This window comes from Nocardiopsis rhodophaea (genome assembly GCF_039530945.1).
In the GTDB taxonomy this organism is placed as follows: Bacteria; Actinomycetota; Actinomycetes; order Streptosporangiales; family Streptosporangiaceae; genus Nocardiopsis_C; species Nocardiopsis_C rhodophaea.
Genome location: NZ_BAAAPC010000010.1, coordinates 34,132 through 53,827 on the forward strand (window position 1 = coordinate 34,132; position 19,696 = coordinate 53,827).

Sequence of the window (19,696 nt, forward strand, 5' to 3'; positions counted from 1 at the left end):
ACAACGGGCGAAGCCGCTACGCGCCCTCGTCTATGGGGATGTCGATCTGAACATCATCGACGGCTCGGCCATCTGGGCGCAGTCGATGACCCAGGGCCTGGCCGCCGCCGGATGCGAGGTCACCCTGCTGCTCAAGGCCCCGGTCACCACCGACCGGCTGGTGGCGCCGCTCGACGGTGCGGCCGGTGTCACGCTGCGCCGCCCCTATGAGGAGAAGCTGCTCAGCGACCTGGGACCGCGCGGACTCACCCCGGACCAGGCCGTCACGTTGATGACCCGGCTCGACGCCGACGAGCGCTTCGACCTCGTGGTCGTGCGCGGGCGCAGGCTGGCCTCGATCGCCGCGCAGTCCGAGGTGCTGGCCGGGCGGCTGTGGACCTACCTCACCGACGTGCCGCAGAACGTCGCCGAGATGACCTCCACGGCCGTCTCCGAACTCACCGACATCGCGGTGGCCTCCCGCTTCCTGCTCTGCCAGACCGAGGAGCTGCGCTGCTTCCTGGAGTCGGCGGTCCCCGCGGCCTGCGGCAAGAGCGTGCTGTTCCCGCCGGTGGTCGTGGTCCCCGAGGGCGTGTCCGGCCCCGGCGCCCCGAGCGATCGCCTGCGCCTCGTCTACACCGGCAAGTTCGCGCCGCGCTGGAACACGCTGGAGATGACCGAGCTGCCCGCCGCGCTCGCCAAGCGCGGGGTCTCCGCCGAGCTGCACATGATCGGCGACAAGATCCACCGCGACTCCCCCGAGTGGGCCAAGCGGATGGCCAAGGCCCTGGAAGGCACACCGGACGTGCGGTGGCACGGCGGCAAGCCGCGCGCCGAGGCGCTGCGGCTGTCGGCCGAGTGCGACATCGGGCTGTCCTGGCGCGACCCGGAGCTGGACGCCAGTCTGGAGCTGTCCACCAAGGTCCTGGAGCTGGGAGCGCTCGGTCTGCCGGTCGTGCTCAACCGCACGCCCATGCACGAGGATCTGCTCGGCGCCGACTACCCGCTGTTCGCCGACGGGGGCGGCGGCGTCGACGCAGTCGCCGACACGCTCACGCTCGCCGCCGACCCTGGGATCTACGCCGAGGCGGCCGAGCGCTGCCGCGACGCCGCCGCCCGCTTCACCCTGGAGAAGGCCGCCGATCGGCTGCGCGGCTACCTGGACCTGGCGCACCCCACCGCCCCGGCCGGAACCGATCCCCAGCGCCCGCTGAAGGTGGTCATCGCCGGGCACGACCTGAAGTTCTTCACCCGGCTGGCCGACCACCTGATGTCCCTGCCCGGCTTGGACGTGCGCCTCGACGAGTGGGACGGCCTGCGCGACCACGACCAGTACCGCAGCAGGGAACTGGCCGCCTGGGCCGATGTCGTCATCTGCGAGTGGTGCGGCCCCAACGCGCTGTTCTACTCCCAGCACAAGCGCCCGGGGCAGCGGCTGGTCGTCCGGCTGCACCGCTTCGAGCTGTACGCGGAATGGCCGCGCAAGCTCGACATCGACAAGGTCGACGCCATCATCTGCGTCAGCCCGCACTACGCGTCCCTCACGCGGGAGCTGGCCGCGTGGCCGGCCGACAAGGTGGTCACCCTGCCCAACTGGGTGGACGACCGGCAGCTGGACCGGCCCAAACTGCCCGGCGCCGAGTTCACCCTGGGCATGATCGGGATCGCGCCGTCGCGCAAGCGGCTCGACCGGGGCCTGGAGGTCCTCGCCGAGCTGCGGAGACGCGACCCGCGCTACACGCTCGCGGTCAAGTCCAAGCAGCCCTGGGACTACTGGTGGATCTGGAACCGGCCGGAGGAGCGCGAGTACTACGAGCGCGTCTACCGCACCGTCCAACGCGACCCGCTCCTCGCCGACGGCGTGGTGTTCGACCCGTTCGGTCCGGACGTGGCGGCCTGGCTGCGCCGGGTCGGGTTCATGCTGTCGACCAGTGATGACGAGAGCTTCCACCTCGCCCCCGCCGAGTGCGCCGCCTCGGGCGGCGTGCCCGCCGTCCTCAGCTGGCCGGGGGCCGACACCATCTACTCGCGCCGCTGGCTGCACGACGACACCGCGGCGATGGCCGACGCGATCCACGCGACCGTCAGCGAGGGCCGCTTCGACGCCGCGCGCCTGGCCGCGAAGGCGGAGATCACCGGGAACTACGCGCTGGAGCGGGTGTGCTCCCTGTGGACCGACCTGATCGTCAACGGCACCGTCCCCGAGCCCGTCGACCTCCAGGGCGCGATCGCCGCCTGAGTCCGCGCGTTCGATTCGCGACACATGCGAAATCCCGCACCCGGATCCGGGTGCGGGACTTCGCCGTCACGCCGCCACCTCCGTCGATATCGCCGAGATCAACGAAGGGACGTGGGGGTCAGCAGGCCGATTCCTTGCTGCTGTCGGCGGCGTTCTTGCTCTTCACCGAACCGGGCACGCCGCCGGTGCCGCCCGCGGTCTTGAATCCCCTCCAGTCGTCGGACATCACCAGTCGGACCGAGTTGCCGCTGAGCGAGGGGTCCTCCGCGAGGGTGGCGTTCGTCAGTTCTTGGGCGAGGAGCTCGGCCGCGGCCTTGCCGTCCGGTCCGTAATAGACGGTGCTCGCCTCCGGAACCATGCCCTGCGGGTTGCCCGTGCCGCTGACGCCGAATCCGCGCTCGGTCAGAATCCCGGAGACTTGGTTGGCCAGGTTGGCCGTGCCGATTCCATTGAGGACCTCGACACTGACATCGCCGGGGTCGACGTCCTTCGCGTCGTCTCCCGAGTCGTCGTCCTGCTTGTCCTTGTCGTCATCGCCGCCGTACTCGTCGGTCGCGATGGCCTGGAACAGCTGCTGGGCGTCGGGCTCGTCCCACGCGACCCGGTTCTTGTTCTGCTCCCAGGGGTGGTTGGGGACCGTGACGAAGTTGACGTCCTTGAGGTCGACCTCGCGCATGGCGATGGCGATGTCGGCCATCGTGTCGACGGTGAGTTCGTCGTCGCTGGTGATGGAGCTGGTGACCTCGTTGAGGAAGGAGTACAGGTTGGACGGGCTCTTCAGGGTGTCCCCGCTCATGACCTTCTGCGCCATGGCGGCCATGAAGTCCTGTTGGCGGTCGATCCGCATGAGGTCGCTGCCGTCGCCCTGCCCCTTGCGGGAGCGCACGTAGCCGAGCGCCTCCTCACCGGTGAGGGTCTGCTCCCCGGCGTCGAGTTCAAGGTTGCCGGCCTTGGGGTCGTGGATCGGGTGGGGGATGCACATGTCCACGCCGCCGAGCGCGTCGACCATGCCCTTGAACCCGGTGAAGTCGAGGCTGACGAAGTGGTCGATGCGGATGTTGGTCGCCTTCTCGACGGTGTCCCACTGGCAGCTCACACCGCCGTAGCTCATCGCCGAGTTGATCATCCCCTGCTGCGGTTCGGACCCGGGGTAGTCGCCCGTCTTCTTGCAGGCGGGCAGCTGCACGATGGAGTCGCGCGGGAGGTTGACGATCGTCGCGGACTTCTTCTCCGGAGAGATGTGCGCGATGGCGAGGGTGTCGGGCCGCTCCCCCTCGGCCTCGCCGTATTCGGCGTTGGCCCCGTCGCGCTTGTCGGATCCGATGATCATGATGTTGACCACGCCCTCGACCTTGCTTGGCCGGTCACCGAAGGCGTCGGTGTCGACGTTCTCCCGGTTGATGCCGCCGGTGATGTCGACGTAGGCGGCGTAGGCGGTCAGGCTGCTGCCGATGACGACCCCCGTCGTGATGACCGCGATCCACGCGCTGGGGGAGAGGCGCTTCTTCGCGGGCAGGGACCTGGACAGGTTCTTCGGCGCGGCGTGGCCCCGCGCGGAGCCGCGAGATGAGGGGCGTTTTCTGGGCATTGGGCACCAACGAAGTAGGCGTCAGGACAACGGCCTGATGTTGCCCGGAAGCGCGGGGGTGTCGGGCGGCGCGCCAACGAGGGCGGTGGCACGCTCCATATCAAGCCGTGATTGCAGGTTAGCCGAATCGATACCGGGAAGGAGCACAAGCGGCACGGCGCAGGACACCGGGGCGAGGAAGTGGGAGAGGTCGCTTCCAAGCACCGTGAGGGAATCCGACGCTGACGTGATGATAGCCACTCGGTCGTCGACTGTCAGCTGCCAATCCGTTGCCGTGTTCCGGGCTCCGGTCACCAGATCAGCACCAGTAAGCCGGGTTTTCCCATCCAAATGAACCGTGTCCGGGGTGACCGGTACCTCCGGCGTGAAGTGGTCGCCGTAGGAGCGCACCTCGACCGTGTAGTCCATCGCCGGGGGCGGGCAGTCGGCTAGTGGGGCGCCCAGCGGGTGCAGGGAGGTCCCCACGACTTCGCGTGCGCCGGTGTCCAAGGCGGCCTCCAGGCGGGCGGCGTCGGCCACGGCGATGTCCCCCTCGGGGACCTCCCCGGCGGCGGCCGGGACGACGGTCAGACCGGTCGACCAGCAGGCCAGCAGCCAGACCAGGGACTGCCAGTGGACCGGCAGGGCGAGCACGACGCGGTCTCCGGGTTCGGCGGCGAGGCCGTCGAGCAGCATGTTGGCGGTTTTGGCCACCCAGTTGTCGAACGTGGCGTACGACAGCTCCACACGCCCGCCGGTGTCGGCGTCATAAGCCGTGAGGAACGGGCGGGACTGGTCGGTGGATACAACGGCGCGCCACAGCGCCCATGGGGTTTCCGCGGTCACCAGGGGTCCTTCGTGTTCGGCCCGGGGCTGTACGGGCATGGACGGGCATGGACGGGGTCGCGCACATGCTACGTGCGGGTCGCGCTGGTCGGCTGTCCCTCGGCGTCGTGCCGCCACGTCGCGGGTTCCGTACCGCCCGAATCGGGGTCGGATGGTGCGGTACGACCCGGGTGTTCGGTAGGTTCGCCGGGATATCCGAGATCTCCGCACCCCGCTCAGCGTGCCGGTGAGGACATGAGGCCCCACGACCCGCCGCCGCGCCGCGGCCGGGAAGACCCACGACCCGTGCGGGCGCGGTCTGCTCTTTACCCGGTGCGCGGCCGAGAACTGGAACAGTTGCCCCCATGCGCCTGACCGCCGGTCGCCTGCTCGCCCGCCTCACGATCGTTCCCGCCGTCGCCCTGGCCGCCTGGTTGCTGGTGGCCTTTCCCCTGCTGCTCATCGGCCACTTCACCCCGCTGACGGGCGCCCTCCTGGGCGGACCGGCCGTGATCGCCGCGCTGCTGTTCGTGCCGCGGTGGGTCCCCGAGCCTCCCGAGGACGGCGTGCCGTGGTGGCCCGTCGCCGCGGTCGTCCTCATCACGGTGGCCTTCGCGGCGGTGCAGGTCGCCTATCACGCCGAGGCGCTGGTGATCCGCCGCGACCCCGCCTCCTACGCCCAGTTCACCGCGTGGATCGCGCAGCACGGGTCGCTCCCGATCCCGCAGGACCGCGATCTGATCGCGGGCGATGATCCCGCCCTCGGCTACGGCAGTCTCGCCTACTACGAGGTCGGGACGGACGTCTGGCCGCAGTTCCTCTCCGGGCTTCCGCTGATCCTGTCCGTCGGGTACTGGATCGGCGGCATCCCCGGCATGCTGGTGATGGCCCCGCTCATCGGCGCGCTGGGCGTGCTGACCTTCGCGGGGCTGGCCGCCCGGCTCATCGGGGTGCGGTGGGCCCCGATGGCCGCCCTGATCCTCGCCGTCTGCCAGACCCAGCAGTGGATCAGCCGCTCGACCTACAGCGAGATCGCCGCCCAGGTGCTGATGCTCGGCGCGCTGGCGCTCGCCTTCGACATGTGGGCGAGCGGCCGCGCCAGCACACCCAACGCGTTGTCCCGGCGCACCGGCCTGCGGGCGCGCTGGGGGGCGACGCACGCCCTCGCCGGGGCGGCGGGTCTGGTGTTCGGCCTCGGTCTGGTCGTGCGCATCGACGCGATCCGCGACCTCCTCCCGGTCGTCGGCTTCATCGCCCTGCTGCTGCTCGCCCGCCGGAGCCAGGCCTTGCCGATGCTCGCCGGGCTGGCGCTGGGACTCGGATACGGGTTCGTCGCCGGGTTCTGGCTGTCCAAGCCCTACCTCGACTACCTCTCGGACTCACTCGATCCGCTGCTGGTGCTCAGCGCGGTCGTCGTGGTCGGCGTCGCGCTGGCGACCGCACTGCTGTGGCGGCACGGTGTTCCGCGAACGGACCGTCCGCCCTGGCTGCCCACGGCCGTCGCCGTGCTGGCGGTGCTGGTGGTGGTCGCGCTCGCCCTCCGGCCCCTGTTCTTCGTCCAGTACGGGCACGGTGACGAGGCCACCGGCGTTTTCATCGGCCAGGTGCAGGAGATCGAGGGCTTGCCCGTCGACCCGGAGCGCACCTATGAGGAGATGAGCCTCTTTTGGGTGAGCTGGTACGTGGGGGCGAGCACCGTGCTCCTCGCGACGCTGGGCGTGGCCCTGCTGCTCCGCCGGATCCTGCTCCGCCGGGAGCCACAGTGGGTGCTGCCGACCATGGTGCTGGTCTGGACGGTCGCCACCACCCTGCTCCGGCCCGCGATCACCCCCGACCACCCGTGGGCCAGTCGGCGGCTCATCGTCCTGGTGATCCCGGCGTTCATCCTGTTCGCCGTCTGGTTCGTGGCCTGGCTCGCGCGGCGGTTCGCGACCGAGCTTCCTTCGCTGGTCGGGAGTCGTCCGGGCGCCGGGCGCAGGGGCGCCGCCGTGGTGACCGCGGCCGGTGCCCTGGTGATGCTGGTCCCCACGGCGGTCACCGCGGCCGGGGTGATGAGCTATCGATCCGATATCGGATCGGTCGCGGGGACACGGGAGCTCTGCGCGGCGCTGCCCAAGGATGCGAGCGTCCTCATGGTGGACGGTTCGGCGGGGAACTACATGCAGCTCATCCGGGGTGTGTGCGGGGTTCCGACCGCCCGTACCCTGACCGATGAGGCTGCGGTGGTGGACCGTGTGACGGCCCGGATCCGGGAGCGGGGCCGGACCCCCGTCCTCGCGGCGTCCTCACCGGAGACCCTGGACCGCTACGTCCCGCCCACCACCCCCAAGGAACACCCCTTCGACGTGCACAGCGCGTCGGATCCGAGCACCCTGATGGAGCCGCCGTCCGGCCCCTGGGCCTTCAACGGCGACGTGTGGATCGCCGTGGCCGGGTGAGCGCCGCGGCCCGAAGACCCCCCGCTATTCTTGGCCGACCGTGAGCGAGATGCAGGAAGTACCGGAGAGAGCAGCCGCCGACGCCGAGGCCGCGAGCCCGCGCGTCACCATCGTGCTTCCCTGCTACAACGAGCAGGATCACGTGGTGGCGGAGGTCGAGCGGATCTGTGCGGCGATGGACGGGTCAGGCTACGCCTACGAGCTGCTCGCCATCGACGACGCCTCGACCGATGCGACGCTGGCCCGGCTGCGCGCGGCCAAGCGGCGCTTTCCGCGTATGCGGGTCATCGCCTTCGGGCACAACGGCGGCTCCGGGACCGTGCGGCGGATCGGCACCCAGCGGGCACGCGGCGACATCGTCGTGTGGACCGACGCGGACATGACCTACCCCAACGAGCGCATCCCCGAATTCGTCGCCATGCTCGATGAGAACCCCGAGATGGACCAGGTGGTCGGCGCGCGCACGCAGGAGTCCGGCAGCCACAAGTTCCTCCGGGTCCCGACCAAGTGGGTGATCCGCAAGATCGCCGAACGGCTCACCAACACCACCATCCCGGACCTCAACTCCGGCATGCGCGCGTTCCGCCGCGAGGTCTCCCTGCCCTACCTGCGGCTGCTGCCGCCCGGCTTCTCCTGTGTCACCACGATCACCCTGGCGTTCCTGTCCAACCAGCACCCGGTGCACTACGTGCCCATCACCTACGCCAAGCGGGCGGGCAACTCCAAGTTCCACTTCGTCCGCGACGCTTACCGCTACATCCTTCAGGTGCTGCGGATGGTCATGTACTTCAACCCGCTGAAGGTGCTGATGCCGCTGGCCCTGTGGCTCATCGGCATCGGCTCGGTGAAGTTCGTCTTCGACATGGTCAAGGAGCCGCTGTACATCCCGAACAACACGATCATGCTGTTCATGACGGGGCTGATCGTGGGGTCCATGGCGCTGTTAGCGGACCTGATCGTTCGGTCGCGCAACAACTCCTGAGTCTGGAATCCGACGAGGGGTACGTGGGCGGACAGGGGAGTGGGCGGACAGGGGAGTGGAAAGGGGGCGTATGCGCATCACACTGGTCGGCCCGGCCTATCCGTACAAGGGCGGCGGCGCTCGGCACACGACGGAACTCGCGCACCGGCTCGCGGAGCGGGGCCACGAGGTCGTCGTCGAGTCCTGGCGTGCGCAGTACCCGTCGGTTCTCTACCCCGGGCGCCAGACCATCGACGTTCCCGAAGGGGAGCTCTTCCCCGACACGCGCGACGACCTGGCCTGGTACCGGCCCGACGGCTGGTGGCGCGTGGGGCGCCGGGCGGGCCGGTTCAGCGACCTCACCGTGCTGGCCGTGTTCTCCCCGGTGCAGGTGCCGCCTTATCTGGGTGTCCTGGCGGGTGTGGGGCGCGGCGGCCGCACGGTCGCGCTCTGCCACAACGTTCTGCCGCACGAGCCCGGACCCGCCGACGCCACGCTGATGCGCGCCCTGCTGCGGCGCGTCGACGGCGTGCTCGCTCACTCGCCCGACCAGGCGCACCTCGCGCGCGGGCTGGTCCAGGGAACCGACACCCGGGTGGGGACGGCCGAGATGCCTCCGCACCTGCCGGAGACGATCGGGCCCGCGCCCACGCGCCCCGACGGCGTCCTCCACCACCTGCTGTTCTTCGGGATCGTGCGGCCCTACAAGGGCGTGGACGTGCTACTGCGGGCTTTCGCCCAGGGGGCACCGCCGACGGTGCGGCTGACCATCGCGGGGGAGTTCTGGAGCGGGTCGGCCGAGCTGCGGTCGCTCGCCGCCGCCCTCGGGGTCGCTGACCGTGTGGACTTCCGCGCGGGCTACGTCCCGGCCACTGAGCTGTCCGCCCTGTTCGCCGGTGCCGACGCTGTCGTGCTGCCGTACCGATCGGCGACCGCCACCCAGAACGTGTGGCTCGCCCACGCGCACGGCGTGCCCGTCATCGCCACGCGCGCGGGCACCCTCCCCGACCACGTTCGCCACGGCGTGGACGGTCTGCTCTGCGAACCGGACGACACCGCCGACCTGGCCCGCGCTCTCGACGCGTTCTACGCCGAGGGTGAGGCGCTGCGGCTGCGCGGCGGGGTGCGGCGTGTGGACCCGGACCCCTACTGGGACGCCTACGTCGCGGCCCTCACCGCGACCGCGCCGCCGACCGGGTGAACGCCAGCGCCGCGCCTGCCCACAGGATGTCGGCCACCGTCATGACCAGACGCGACAGCGCGGCCACGACCAGCGCGGAGCCAGGGCTGAGGACGGGGGACAGCGCGACGACGAGGACGAGTTCGCGGACGCCGATCCCGGCGGGGGCGACGACGAACAGGACGCCCAGCGTCCAGGCCAGCGCGTAGGCCCCGACAGCAGCGGGGAGGGCGGCGGCCCCCTGTCCGCCCGCGCCCAGGACCAGGACCCAGATGTGCGCGCCCAGTGGCACCCACGCGAGGACCGACCAGCCCACCGCGGCCGCCATGCCGCGCCTGCTGACCCGCTCCAGTTCGGTGTCGGGGACGCCCCGGGACCGCCGGACCAGCCGCAGCGCCGTGTGGATCACCCAGGTCACGACGCGCGGGTGCAGCGCTGCGAGCAGGAAGGGCGCGCAGACCAGCACCCACCACCAGCGGCGGGCCGCCTCCTCGGAGGCGAAGGGCAGGGTCGCGGCGGCCACGGCCAGGTTGACCGTCAGCGTGACCGCTACCGCCAGCACGGTCGCGGTGATGCCCCGCTGCCGGGCCACGTCGCGGTCCCGGGCCAGCTCCACCTGGGCGACGAAGGCCCACACCGAGCCGGGTAGGTACTTGCCGAGCTGGCCGACGAACATCACCCGTGTGGCGGCGCCGACCGGCAGCGGCGACCCCAGGTCCGCGAGGATCGCCCGCCACGCCATCATCTGCGCGCCGAGCCCGGCCAGCGCCGCCACCGCCGACGCCGCCACGAATTCCAGGGAGAGCGTGCGCAGCGCGTCCTCGGCCTCGTCCCAGCGGGCGTACAGCGCGTATCCCGCGCAGCCCAAAACGATCACGATGGTGATCAGGCGCACCCAACGGTGGTCGCGCAACCGGCTCAGCACGTCGCCAGCGTAAGGCGCCTTCGGTGTGGTCGCCCACCCGCCGCGCGCCCGCGTGGGCGGCGTGAGAACGGGAGAACGGGAGAGGGGCGATCAGATACCGGCCAGGAAGTCCTCGATGAGCCAGGTGACGCGTTCGGGGTGGGACATGTGCATGGCGTAGTGCGCGTCCACGCCGCGGGACGGGAGGTGGTCGCCGCGCGGGATCAGCTCGTGTTCGGCCTGGATGGTGAGGATCTCGGAGAACCGGGCCGGTGCCCCCGGCGGAGTAGCAGCGGGGGCCGTGGAGACGAGGGTGAGGGCGGGAGTCTTCAGCTCGCGGTAATGGAGGTCGGGGTCGAAGGGGTCGAAGGCGGAGCACAGGGCGCGGGCCGCGCGCGGGCCGGGTCGGGGGGAGACGACACCGTCGGCGATGACGGCCGAACGGAGCGCGGATGCCGCCAGCACCGGTCCGGGCAGCCCCATGACGCCACTCCGATAGGCCTCCACCATGCGGTCGAAGGCGCCGGGTGGCATCGGCGCGAGCGTGCACGACACCTGCTCCACGACGTACCGGCGGAAGGCGGCGACGTGGCCCTCGGCCTCCTCCAACGACAGGCCGAGGCGCTCGCTGACGTCCTTCGCGTGCGGCCACCCATGCCCCTCGATGTTCACCACGGCGGTGAGGCGCGACGAGCGCGCCCCGTAGGCGACCGCGAGCATCCCGCCCAGCTGGTGGCCGACCACCACCGGCCGCTCCAGGCCGAAGTGCCCGATCACCCGGATGAGGTCGTCGAGCAGGCCGTCGAGCGTCCAGGCGCCGTCCTCGGACCGGCCGTGACCGCGCAGGTCGATCGCGTACAGCGGGTGCCGCCGGGTGAGGAGGGGGGTCATGGCCTCCCAGTCCTCCAGGGTCCGGCCCAGGGCGTGCACCAGCACGATGGGGGGTCCCGGCGCGCCGTCTTCCGCGAACTCCGGCTCCCGGACCCGTACCGCGAGGGCCGGCGCTCCCGCGATCCGAACCTCGCGCGGCGGCGCCGGAACGGTCTTCGCCATCGACGGTTGCCCCCTTCCAATTGCGGTCCCGGCCTGTTCAGCCGCCTGTGTGAGCACGTTAGGCCGGGGTGCGGCCATCCGCCTGATATCTCGCTGACGGGCCACTGAGGAACAGAGGCGGCAAAAGGGACGGAAGGGGAGAGAGGGAATGGGGAGGGGCGGCCGGAACCGGGGCGTGTCCTAGGGTGTCCCCGTGGGAATGCCAGACGTTGTCGCCTTCGCCGGCCACCAGGTCCATGTCTGCCGCTACCGCGAGGCGCGGACCCTGCTCCGCTGGCTCGGCGATGACCTGCGCGGGCAGACCGTGCTCGACGTTGCCGGCGGCGACGGATACTGGGCCGGGCAGGCCCGGCGGCGCGGCGCCAACGCGGTCTCGGTGGACCTGGCGCGGCACAAGATGGTGCGCGGCGCGCGGCTGCGTCACGCTCCGGCCCTCGTCGAGGGCGACGCGCTACGGCTGCCCGTGCGCGACGCCTCGGTCGACAAGGTGATGTCGATCTGCGCCATCGAGCACTTCGACGACGGCCCGGCCGCGCTGCGAGAGATGTCGCGCGTTCTGCGGCCCGGCGGCGAACTCGTCATGTCGGCCGACTGCCTCTCGCGCCGCACGGAGTGGCCCGACCTGTTCGAGGAACATCGAAGGCGCTACCACGTGCGGCGCACCTACACCCACGAGACGCTGGCCGAGCTGCTCAGCGGGCAGGGCTTGGACGTGGTGGAGCACAGTTATCAGTTCCGCGGCCGCTTTGCGGAACGCACCTACCTGGCCCTGTCGGCGCACGGCGGGCGCGCCGGTTTCAACGCCGCCGCACCGCTGATTCCCGTAGTGGCGTTCGGCGACACGCGACAGCCGAACGCGCGGGGCAGCATCGTCCTGGTGAGGGCGCGGAAGCGCTTCACATAACCACGCTTTTATGTGACCTTGGCCGCATCCGGCCATAATTTTTCTCATGTAAACCTTTCTCGCCCATACCGGCGATACCCGCATTGACGTGACGGAATAGATCACATTCCAGGCGTGTGTGCGGGCAGTTTCTTACTTGCGCTTTAAAAGCGGAAATGTACGGTTCAAGGCGTAGGTGGGGCGGACGCGCCATCGGGGGATGGTTGCGCGACGACGCCACTGATGCGCGGACCGTCCCGTTCACGGTCGAAATGATCCAACCATCGGGCGCCAGCGTGATCCACGCCGAGCAGCGTGGGGCGCGCGGGACACTCATGGGCTGTGGGGGGCCAGTGCAGGCAGAGTTGAGTCGAGTCGACAGCGGCGACGTTCTTGAGCTCCGTCTCCGCGAGAGCGACGGCCACAAGACCGAGGCGGGCGGCAGTGCCTCCTTGGCGCTGCGCCGCGGTGGTGACCCCGAGGCCGTCATCCCCATCACCACGGTGCGCCGCGCGGGCGACCGCGTCCGCGCCGACCTCAACGGCCTCCAGCTCGACGACGGCACGTGGGACGTGCTGTGGGTCGAAGCCGACGGGCGGTCCACCCCCGTGGCGACGCGCGACCCCGGCTTCAGCATCTCCGAGCGCGTCGCCTACCTGCGCCGTCCGCGCAGCCGTGAACTCCGGGCGATCCGCGACCCGCGGGGGCGGTTGCGGCTGCGTTCCAGCGCGGTCACCCCGTACGCCGAGGTGAGCTGGGTCGAGACGGGCGCCGCGTCGGTCACCGTCTCCGGTCTTCTCGCCTACACCGCCCAGCGCGACGGCAGCACCTCCGCGCGGGTCATCGCCCGCCAGCGCGCCCGCTCCGGCGTGGTGGAGGCGCCCGCCGAACTCGTTGACGGCCGCTTCACCTGCGAGATTCCGCTCCGCCCGATAGTCGCGGCGCACGACCCCGAGCGCGCCCACAACGAGTGGGACCTGTGGCTGTGCGAGGACGGCTCCCAGACCGAGTTGCGCCTCGCCGCGCACGCCGACGACATCGTCGGCAAGAAGAAGAAGTTCGTCTTCCCCGACACGACGCTGGGAGAGCCCGCCGTGCACGTCCGGCCCTACTACACGGCGGAGGACGACCTCTCCCTCCTGGCGACGCTGGCGGATAAGGGCGGAAAGTGAAGATCTCCTTTCTCATCGCCAACGCCTACGGCATGGGCGGCACGATCCGGACCGTCTTCAACACCGCCGGCGGGCTCGCCGCCCGCCACGACGTGGAAATCGCCAGCCTCGCCCGGCACCAGGAGAAGCCGTTCTTCACCGTGCCCGAGGGCGTCCGCCTGGTGCCGCTGGCCCCCCTGGGCACCCAGGTCGGCGGGCCGCACCACACCACGCGCGGGCTGCTGAACCGGTGGCACTTCAACCGCCTCAGCGGGGTGGTCCCGCCCGCCGAGATCGAGCAGAACGGCGCTTTCACCGGCGTCGCCGCCCAGGGACTGCGCAAGTACCTGCGCCAGACCGACGCCGACGTCGTCGTGGGTACGCGGCCCGGGATCAACCTTCTGATCGCCCGGTGGGCGCCCGAACGCCTGCTGCGCATCGGCCAGGAGCACGTCAACCTGGCCGAACACAAGGGCGACGTGCGCGGCAGCATCGGGGTGGATTATCCGCGGCTCGACGGGCTGACGGTCCTGACGCAGGCGGACCGGAACGCGTACCTGGAATTCCTCAACACCGACCCGGCCTGGCTGCGCGTCATGCCCAACGCGCTGCCCGCCGCGGAGTACCCCCGCTCCACGCAGGAGAACCCCATCATCGTCGCGGCCGGCCGCATGACGCCGATCAAGCAGTACCCCAAGCTGCTGGACGCCTTCGCCATGGTCGCCGAGAAGCACCCCGACTGGCGGCTGCGCATCTACGGCGGCGGCAGCAAGGACGGGAAGCTGCGCAAGAAGATCGTCGAGATGGGCCTGAGCAACCAGGTCACCCTCATGGGCCGTACGAAGAACCTGACCGGCGAGCTGGCCAAGGCGTCGCTGCTGGCCGTCAGCTCCCGTGTCGAGGGCTTCGGCATGACGATCATCGAGGGCTTCTCGGTGGGTGTGCCCACGGTCAGCTTCGACTGCCCCTACGGCCCGCGGGAGATCATCGACCACGAACGCAACGGCCTGCTCGTGCCCGCCCAAGACGTCAAGGCGCTGGGCGCCGGGCTGCTGCGACTCGTCGAGAACCGGGACGAGCGGCTGCGCATGGCCGAGGAGGCCGCGCGCTCGGCCGCCGACTACGACATCTCGCTGATCACCGACCAGTGGGAAGAGTTCTTCGCCGAACGCCGCCGCGCGAAGTCACTCGGATAATGCGGACGCCGTAGCCGGGGATTTCCGCACCACCCCCGAACACAGCAGGTGTTTTTGCCCTGCTTTTACTGTGGAATGTCGTTATTTGGGGAAATCCTTGGCGGTTTCTTGGCACGACCGCGGTGATGCCGTGAACCGCCCCTCTCTAGTTTTGTCGGATCGTTCACGAATGACCATTTCTGTGATGTCGGGGGAACTATGCGCGTCGCCACGAGCCGGGTCCTAGCGGACGACGTTCTGGAACTGATCCCCGCCGCGCCGGACCCGACCGGCGCCAACCTCGTCTGCAAGCCGGTCGGCAAGCTCAAGGAGTCCGGTGCCATCCAGGAGGTCCTGCCGCTGCGGACCGACGGCGACCGCGCCCTGGCCGACCTCGGTGGGCTCGCCACGGGCACCTGGGCGCTGCGCTGGGAGGGGCCGGACGGCACCCAGCGGCCGATCCTCACCACCGACCCCTGCTACGACGCCGCCGAGGCCGAGGACTACGCGTCCCGGGCCCGGTCCCGCGCGTTCAGCGCCGTTCGCACGTCCACCGGCCGCCTGCGCGTGAAGGTCCGCTCGGTCCGCCCCCACGCCGAAGTGCGACGCGTGCGGAGCCTCGGCGAGCGGATCACCGTCGCCGGCTTCCTCGCCTACGCCCCCGAGCCTTCCGCCGACGCTTCGGAAGACGCCACCCCCCACCTGGTGATCCGTGGCCGCCACCGGGAAGGGGAGGAGCGGATCTTCCCCGCCGAGCTCACCGGCCGTTCCTTCGCGGGCCGGATTCCGCTGCGCCCCCTCGCCGAGGCTCACGACGACGCCCGCGACCACAACGAGTGGGACCTGTGGCTGCGCGTCCCCGGACTCGACACCGACCTGCGCCTCGGCTCCCACGTCGACGACATCGTCGGCAAGAAGGGCCGCGTCAGCTTCCGGGAGACCCGGATCGCGGCCGGTGCCGCGACCATCGGGCTGCGCCCCTACTACACGGTCAAGGACGGCCTGTCCCTCCTGGGTGTCGCCGTAACCGGCGAGGGCGCCGGTGCCTCCGAGGACGCCGACGACGCCGACGACGCTGACGGCGCGCTGTGCGAGGCAGCCTGACGATGCGCATCACCTTCCTCATCGGCAACATCTACGGCATGGGCGGGACGATCCGCGCGACCACCAGCCTGGCCAACGGGCTGTCGGACAAGCACGAGGTCGAGATCGTCAGCTTGGCGCAGAACGCGGCGGAGCCCTTCTTCGCCATCAGCCCCAAGGTCCGCCTGCACACGCTGACCCACAGCCGCGGCTGGACCGAGCGCCCCGCCCCCGATCCCGAGACCGCCGAGCTCGAACTCCAGCCCGCCGCGCACGTTCCCGGCAGCGAGGCAGAGCGGGCCAACGTCTTCAACGCCGCCACCGAGCGCGAGGTCCGGCGCTACCTGGAGCGGGTCGAGGCGGACGTCGTCGTGGCTACCAACCCTGGCCTCAACTCCCTGCTGGCGACGTTCGGACGTACGGACTACCTACGCATCGGCCAGGAGCACCAGAACCTCGGCCAGCAGCCCGCCGACGTGCGTGAGCACATCCGCGACGTGCACACGGCCCTCGACGGGCTCACCGTCCTCACCGACTCCGACCGCGACGCGTACACGACCTTCGTCGGCCGGACCGACAGCTGGGCGACGACCATGCCCAACCCCATTCCCGACGCGCTGTACGCCAGCTCGCGGCTGACCAACCCCATCATCGCCACCGCCGGGCGCCTCGTCCCCGTCAAGCAGTACCCGATCCTCGTCCGAGCCTTCGCGGCCGTCGCGGACAAGCACCCCGAGTGGCAGCTGCGCATCTACGGCCGCGGCCCGGAGAGACGGGAGATCCGGGCCACCATCGACGAACTCGGACTCAACGGCAGGGTCGCCCTCATGGGGCGTACCCCCGCCATCACCGACGAGTTCGCCAAAGCGTCGGTCGTCGCCGTCAGCTCCGAGCAGGAGGGCTTCGGGATGACGATCGTCGAGGCGTTCTCCGTAGGCGTGCCGGTGGTGAGCTTCGAGTGCCCCTTCGGCCCTCGTGAGCTCATCACCCACGGCCACAACGGGTTACTCGTCGCCGACCAGGATGTCGACGCGCTGTCGGCCGGTCTGCTGCGACTCGTCGAGGACGCCGACGAGCGGCGCCGCATGGGAGCGGCCACGGCCGCCACGGTGGCGGAGTACCACATCGACGCCGTCACCGCCCGCTGGGAGCGGTATCTCGACGGTCACCTGTCGCAACGGCGAAAGCGGTCCCCGTGGTCGCGGATTCTGCGCCCCTGGCGGCGGTAGGGCCTGCTACTGGCGCGTAGGGTGGGCGGTTATGGGCGGAGGAGTCCTGACCCCCTGACCCCTCCCCTCGACCAGTAGTGGGACCCTTGGATCCCGCTGCTCAGCCGCTCGGCGAACCACCGATCCGTACATGATCGGCACCAGCCGGGCTGGGCCCAGCCCACAAACATGCACTAAGGAAAGGAAACGCGCGCTTGGTTCCCGCTCCGCAGTACCGTCAGCCCGGGACTCTCCACCGGGCGCCGATCGCCCCGCAGGCGAATCGGTCGTTCCTGCCCTGCTGTGCGGGAAGCGGGATGCGCCACCGGGCTCAAGGGCACGGCATCCAACGGAGGGCGAAGTGAACGGCGACCAGGAACCCACCGCGTCGGCCATGCGCCGCGCGCTGGCGCGGGCACGTGACGGAAAAGCACTGGACGCGGCCGAGGCCGAGGTGCTGCTGCACGCGCGAGGCGATGACCTCGACACCCTGCTCACCTATGCCGAGCGGGTCCGCGACGCGGGGCTGGAGGCGGCCGGCCGAGCCGGCGTCATCACCTACAGCCGCAGCGTCTTCATCCCCCTCACCCGGCTGTGCCGGGACCGCTGCCACTACTGCACATTCGCCACGGTCCCCGGCAAGCTCCACGCCCCCTTCCTCTCCCCGGACGAGGTGGTGGAGATCGCCCGCCAGGGCGCCGCCATGGGGTGCAAGGAAGCCCTCATCACCCTCGGCGACCGGCCCGAGGACCGGTGGACGGCCGCCAAGGAGTGGCTCGACGCGCGCGGCTACGACGACACCCTGTCCTACGTGCGCGCCATGTCCATCCTGATCCTGGAGGAGACCGGCCTGCTGCCGCACCTCAACCCCGGTGTGCTCGGCTGGAGCGACTTCCAGCGGCTCAAGCCGGTCGCGGCGTCCATGGGGATGATGCTGGAGACCACCTCCGAGCGGCTGTTCACCGAGCGCGGCCAACCCCACTACGGCAGCCCCGACAAGGACCCCAAGGTGCGGCTGCGCGTGCTCCAGGACGCCGGGCGCTCCAGCGTCCCGTTCACCACGGGGCTCCTCATCGGCATCGGCGAGACCCTGGCCGAGCGCGCCGACTCCATCTTCGCGCTGCGCTCCGCCGCCCGCGAGTACGGGGCGATCCAGGAGCTCATCATCCAGAACTTCCGGGCCAAGCCCGACACCGCGATGATGCACCGCCCCGACGCCGAGCTCTGTGACCTCGCCGCCACCATCGCCGTGACGCGACTGGTTCTGGGGCCCCGCATGCGGATCCAGGCGCCGCCCAACCTCATCGGCGGCGAGTACGAGCTCATGCTGCGCGCGGGCATCGACGACTGGGGCGGCGTCTCGCCGCTCACCCCCGACCACGTCAACCCCGAGCGGCCGTGGCCGCAGGTCGACGAGCTCGCCGAGCGCAGCGCCGACCTCGGCTTCGAGCTGCGCGAACGCCTCCCTGCCTACCCCGAGTACGTGCGGCAGGGCGAGCCGTGGCTGGACCCGCGGGTGGCACCGCACGTCCGCGCGCTGGCCGACCCGGCTACCGGCCTGGCCAACGAGGACGCCCCGGTCGTGGGCATCCCCTGGCAGGAGCCGGAGACCCAGATGACCGCCTCGGGCCGCACCGATCTGCACACCGGAATCGACACCGAGGGGCGCACCACTGACCGGCGCGGTGACTTCGACGCCGTGTACGGCGACTGGGACGAGCTGCGCGAGCGCCTGCCCCAGGCACCGGCCGGGGCGGGGGCCGACGCACCGCGGCGCTTCGACCCTGAGATCCGCGCCGCCCTGCGGCACGCCGAGACCGACCCGGCGGGGCTGAGCGACGCCGAGTCGCTGGCGCTGCTGCACTCCGACGGACCGGAGCTGGAGGCGCTCGCCTCCCTCGCCGACGCCGTCCGCAAGGACGCCGTGGGCGACGACGTCACCTTCACCGTCACCCGGAACATCAACTTCACCAACGTCTGCTACACGGGTTGCCGCTTCTGCGCCTTCGCCCAGCGCCGCACCGACGCCGACGCCTACACGCTCTCCCTGGACCAGGTCGCCGACCGGGCCGCCGAGGCGTGGGACGCCGGCGCCAACGAGGTGTGCATGCAGGGCGGGATCCACCCGGATCTGCCCGGGACCGCCTACTTCGACATCGCGCGGGCGGTCAAGGAGCGTGTCCCGGACATGCATGTCCATGCCTTCAGCCCGATGGAGGTGGTCAACGGGGCGGCCCGCACCAACCTGTCGATCCGCGAGTGGCTGGAGCGGGCGCGGGAGGCCGGGCTCGACTCGATCCCCGGGACCGCCGCCGAGATCCTGGACGACGACATCCGCTGGGTGCTGACCAAGGGCAAGCTGCCGGCCGCGGAGTGGATCGAGGTCATCACCACCGCGCACGATCTGGGCATCCCCACGACGTCGACGATGATGTACGGCCACGTCGACACCCCGGCGCACTGGGTCGCCCACATCAAACTGCTGCGCTCGTTGCAGCAGCGGTCGGTGGAGCGCAACGGCCGGCCCGGGTTCACCGAGTTCGTGCTGCTGCCCTTCGTGCACACCAACTCGCCGATCTACCTCGCCGGACTGGCCCGGACCGGGCCGACCGTGCGGGAGAACCGCGCGGTGCACGCGCTGGCCCGGCTGCTGCTGAACGGCGCCATCGACAACATCCAGTGCTCCTGGGTGAAGCTCGCCGAGGACACCTGCCGCCAGCTGCTCGCGGGGGGCGTCAACGACGTGGGCGGGACGCTGATGGAGGAGACCATCAGCAGGATGGCCGGTTCGGACAACGGGTCGTTCAAGACCATCAGCGACATCCGGGCGATGGTCGCCCCCACCGGGCGCCCGCTGCGCCAGCGCACCACCACCTACGGCGAGGTCAGCGTGGAGCGGCAGGCGGTCGCCGAAGCGCACGACGGCGTCGCCGAGAGCGTGCTCCGGCCCCGCCTGCCCGTGGTCTGAGGGCCGCCGGTCGGGGGCTCGGTACGACGGACGTGGTCCGGCCCGACCGGAGGTCGCACGCACCCCGGTCGGGCCGGCGTCG

14 protein-coding genes are annotated in these 19,696 nt (G+C 70.8%); 10 read left to right on the top strand and 4 right to left on the bottom strand.

The features are described from left to right. Positions 1-85 precede the first annotated feature (85 nt). Positions 86-2,218 (top strand): glycosyltransferase family 4 protein, encoded by a 2,133-nt coding sequence (locus ABD259_RS12775; RefSeq protein ID WP_344102257.1) that lies wholly within the window; start codon positions 86-88, stop codon positions 2,216-2,218. Between the two features lie 118 nt (positions 2,219-2,336). Here the strand turns inward: ABD259_RS12775 and ABD259_RS12780 are convergent, their stop codons facing one another. Both ABD259_RS12780 and ABD259_RS12785 read right to left on the bottom strand, forming a co-directional pair. After that, positions 2,337-3,806 (bottom strand): LCP family protein, encoded by a 1,470-nt coding sequence (locus tag ABD259_RS12780; RefSeq protein WP_344162485.1) that lies wholly within the window; start codon positions 3,804-3,806, stop codon positions 2,337-2,339. 21 nt (positions 3,807-3,827) lie between these two features. Then, a complete protein-coding gene (locus ABD259_RS12785; RefSeq protein ID WP_344102113.1) occupies positions 3,828-4,631 on the bottom strand; it encodes a TIGR03089 family protein in 804 nt (267 codons plus the stop codon). Positions 4,632-4,975: 344 nt separating this feature from the next. Here ABD259_RS12785 and ABD259_RS12790 point away from each other — a divergent pair, with 344 nt between their 5' ends. The 3 genes from ABD259_RS12790 to ABD259_RS12800 all read left to right on the top strand — a co-directional run bounded on the left by ABD259_RS12790 (position 4,976) and on the right by ABD259_RS12800 (position 9,210). Then, on the top strand, positions 4,976-7,048 hold the full coding sequence (locus tag ABD259_RS12790; protein ID WP_344102111.1) for a hypothetical protein: 2,073 nt from the start codon (positions 4,976-4,978) through the stop codon (positions 7,046-7,048). A gap of 49 nt (positions 7,049-7,097) precedes the next feature. Beyond that, positions 7,098-8,030 carry a glycosyltransferase family 2 protein gene (locus ABD259_RS12795; RefSeq protein WP_344102254.1) on the top strand — a complete coding sequence of 311 codons (933 nt, stop codon included), beginning with the start codon at positions 7,098-7,100 and terminating at the stop codon, positions 8,028-8,030. A 70-nt stretch (positions 8,031-8,100) separates the two neighbouring features. Continuing rightward, complete coding sequence (locus tag ABD259_RS12800) at positions 8,101-9,210, top strand: glycosyltransferase family 4 protein (protein ID WP_344102109.1); 1,110 nt, start codon at positions 8,101-8,103, stop codon at positions 9,208-9,210. Here ABD259_RS12800 and ABD259_RS12805 read toward each other — a convergent pair. After that, a complete protein-coding gene (locus ABD259_RS12805; RefSeq protein WP_344102107.1) occupies positions 9,182-10,114 on the bottom strand; it encodes a lysylphosphatidylglycerol synthase domain-containing protein in 933 nt (310 codons plus the stop codon). The genes ABD259_RS12800 and ABD259_RS12805 overlap by 29 nt on opposite strands. Before the next feature lie 90 nt (positions 10,115-10,204). Beyond that, the gene (locus tag ABD259_RS12810; RefSeq protein WP_344102105.1) at positions 10,205-11,146 is read right to left on the bottom strand and encodes an alpha/beta fold hydrolase; all 942 of its coding nucleotides are present in this window, start codon (positions 11,144-11,146) and stop codon (positions 10,205-10,207) included. Positions 11,147-11,345: 199 nt separating this feature from the next. On the opposite strand from ABD259_RS12810, the gene ABD259_RS12815 reads away from it, so the two are divergent. The 6 genes from ABD259_RS12815 to ABD259_RS12840 all read left to right on the top strand — a co-directional run bounded on the left by ABD259_RS12815 (position 11,346) and on the right by ABD259_RS12840 (position 19,614). After that, positions 11,346-12,050, top strand: a complete 705-nt coding sequence (locus ABD259_RS12815; protein ID WP_344162657.1) for a class I SAM-dependent methyltransferase — start codon at positions 11,346-11,348, stop codon at positions 12,048-12,050. Positions 12,051-12,382: 332 nt separating this feature from the next. Next, positions 12,383-13,201: a hypothetical protein gene (locus tag ABD259_RS12820; RefSeq protein WP_344102103.1), complete on the top strand. Its 819-nt coding sequence runs from the start codon at positions 12,383-12,385 to the stop codon at positions 13,199-13,201. After that, entirely contained in the window at positions 13,198-14,376 is a 1,179-nt protein-coding gene (locus tag ABD259_RS12825; RefSeq protein WP_344162488.1) for a glycosyltransferase family 4 protein, read from the top strand. Before ABD259_RS12820 ends, ABD259_RS12825 begins: the two co-directional genes overlap by 4 nt. 198 nt (positions 14,377-14,574) lie before the next feature. Further along, a complete protein-coding gene (locus ABD259_RS12830) occupies positions 14,575-15,459 on the top strand; it encodes a hypothetical protein (RefSeq protein WP_344102099.1) in 885 nt (294 codons plus the stop codon). 2 nt (positions 15,460-15,461) lie between these two features. Next, a complete protein-coding gene (locus tag ABD259_RS12835; protein ID WP_344102097.1) occupies positions 15,462-16,667 on the top strand; it encodes a glycosyltransferase family 4 protein in 1,206 nt (401 codons plus the stop codon). Between the two features lie 340 nt (positions 16,668-17,007). Then, on the top strand, positions 17,008-19,614 hold the full coding sequence (locus ABD259_RS12840; protein WP_344162491.1) for a bifunctional FO biosynthesis protein CofGH: 2,607 nt from the start codon (positions 17,008-17,010) through the stop codon (positions 19,612-19,614). Positions 19,615-19,696 lie beyond the last annotated feature (82 nt).

Coding starts and splice junctions, on each gene's coding strand:
- ABD259_RS12775 (WP_344102257.1), top strand. CDS start 86: ATGACCCAGGGCCTGGCCGCCGCCGGATGCGAGGTCACCCTGCTGCTC.
- ABD259_RS12780 (WP_344162485.1), bottom strand. CDS start 3,806: ATGCCCAGAAAACGCCCCTCATCTCGCGGCTCCGCGCGGGGCCACGCC.
- ABD259_RS12790 (WP_344102111.1), top strand. CDS start 4,976: ATGCGCCTGACCGCCGGTCGCCTGCTCGCCCGCCTCACGATCGTTCCC.
- ABD259_RS12795 (WP_344102254.1), top strand. CDS start 7,098: ATGCAGGAAGTACCGGAGAGAGCAGCCGCCGACGCCGAGGCCGCGAGC.
- ABD259_RS12800 (WP_344102109.1), top strand. CDS start 8,101: ATGCGCATCACACTGGTCGGCCCGGCCTATCCGTACAAGGGCGGCGGC.
- ABD259_RS12810 (WP_344102105.1), bottom strand. CDS start 11,146: ATGGCGAAGACCGTTCCGGCGCCGCCGCGCGAGGTTCGGATCGCGGGA.
- ABD259_RS12815 (WP_344162657.1), top strand. CDS start 11,346: ATGCCAGACGTTGTCGCCTTCGCCGGCCACCAGGTCCATGTCTGCCGC.
- ABD259_RS12830 (WP_344102099.1), top strand. CDS start 14,575: ATGCGCGTCGCCACGAGCCGGGTCCTAGCGGACGACGTTCTGGAACTG.
- ABD259_RS12835 (WP_344102097.1), top strand. CDS start 15,462: ATGCGCATCACCTTCCTCATCGGCAACATCTACGGCATGGGCGGGACG.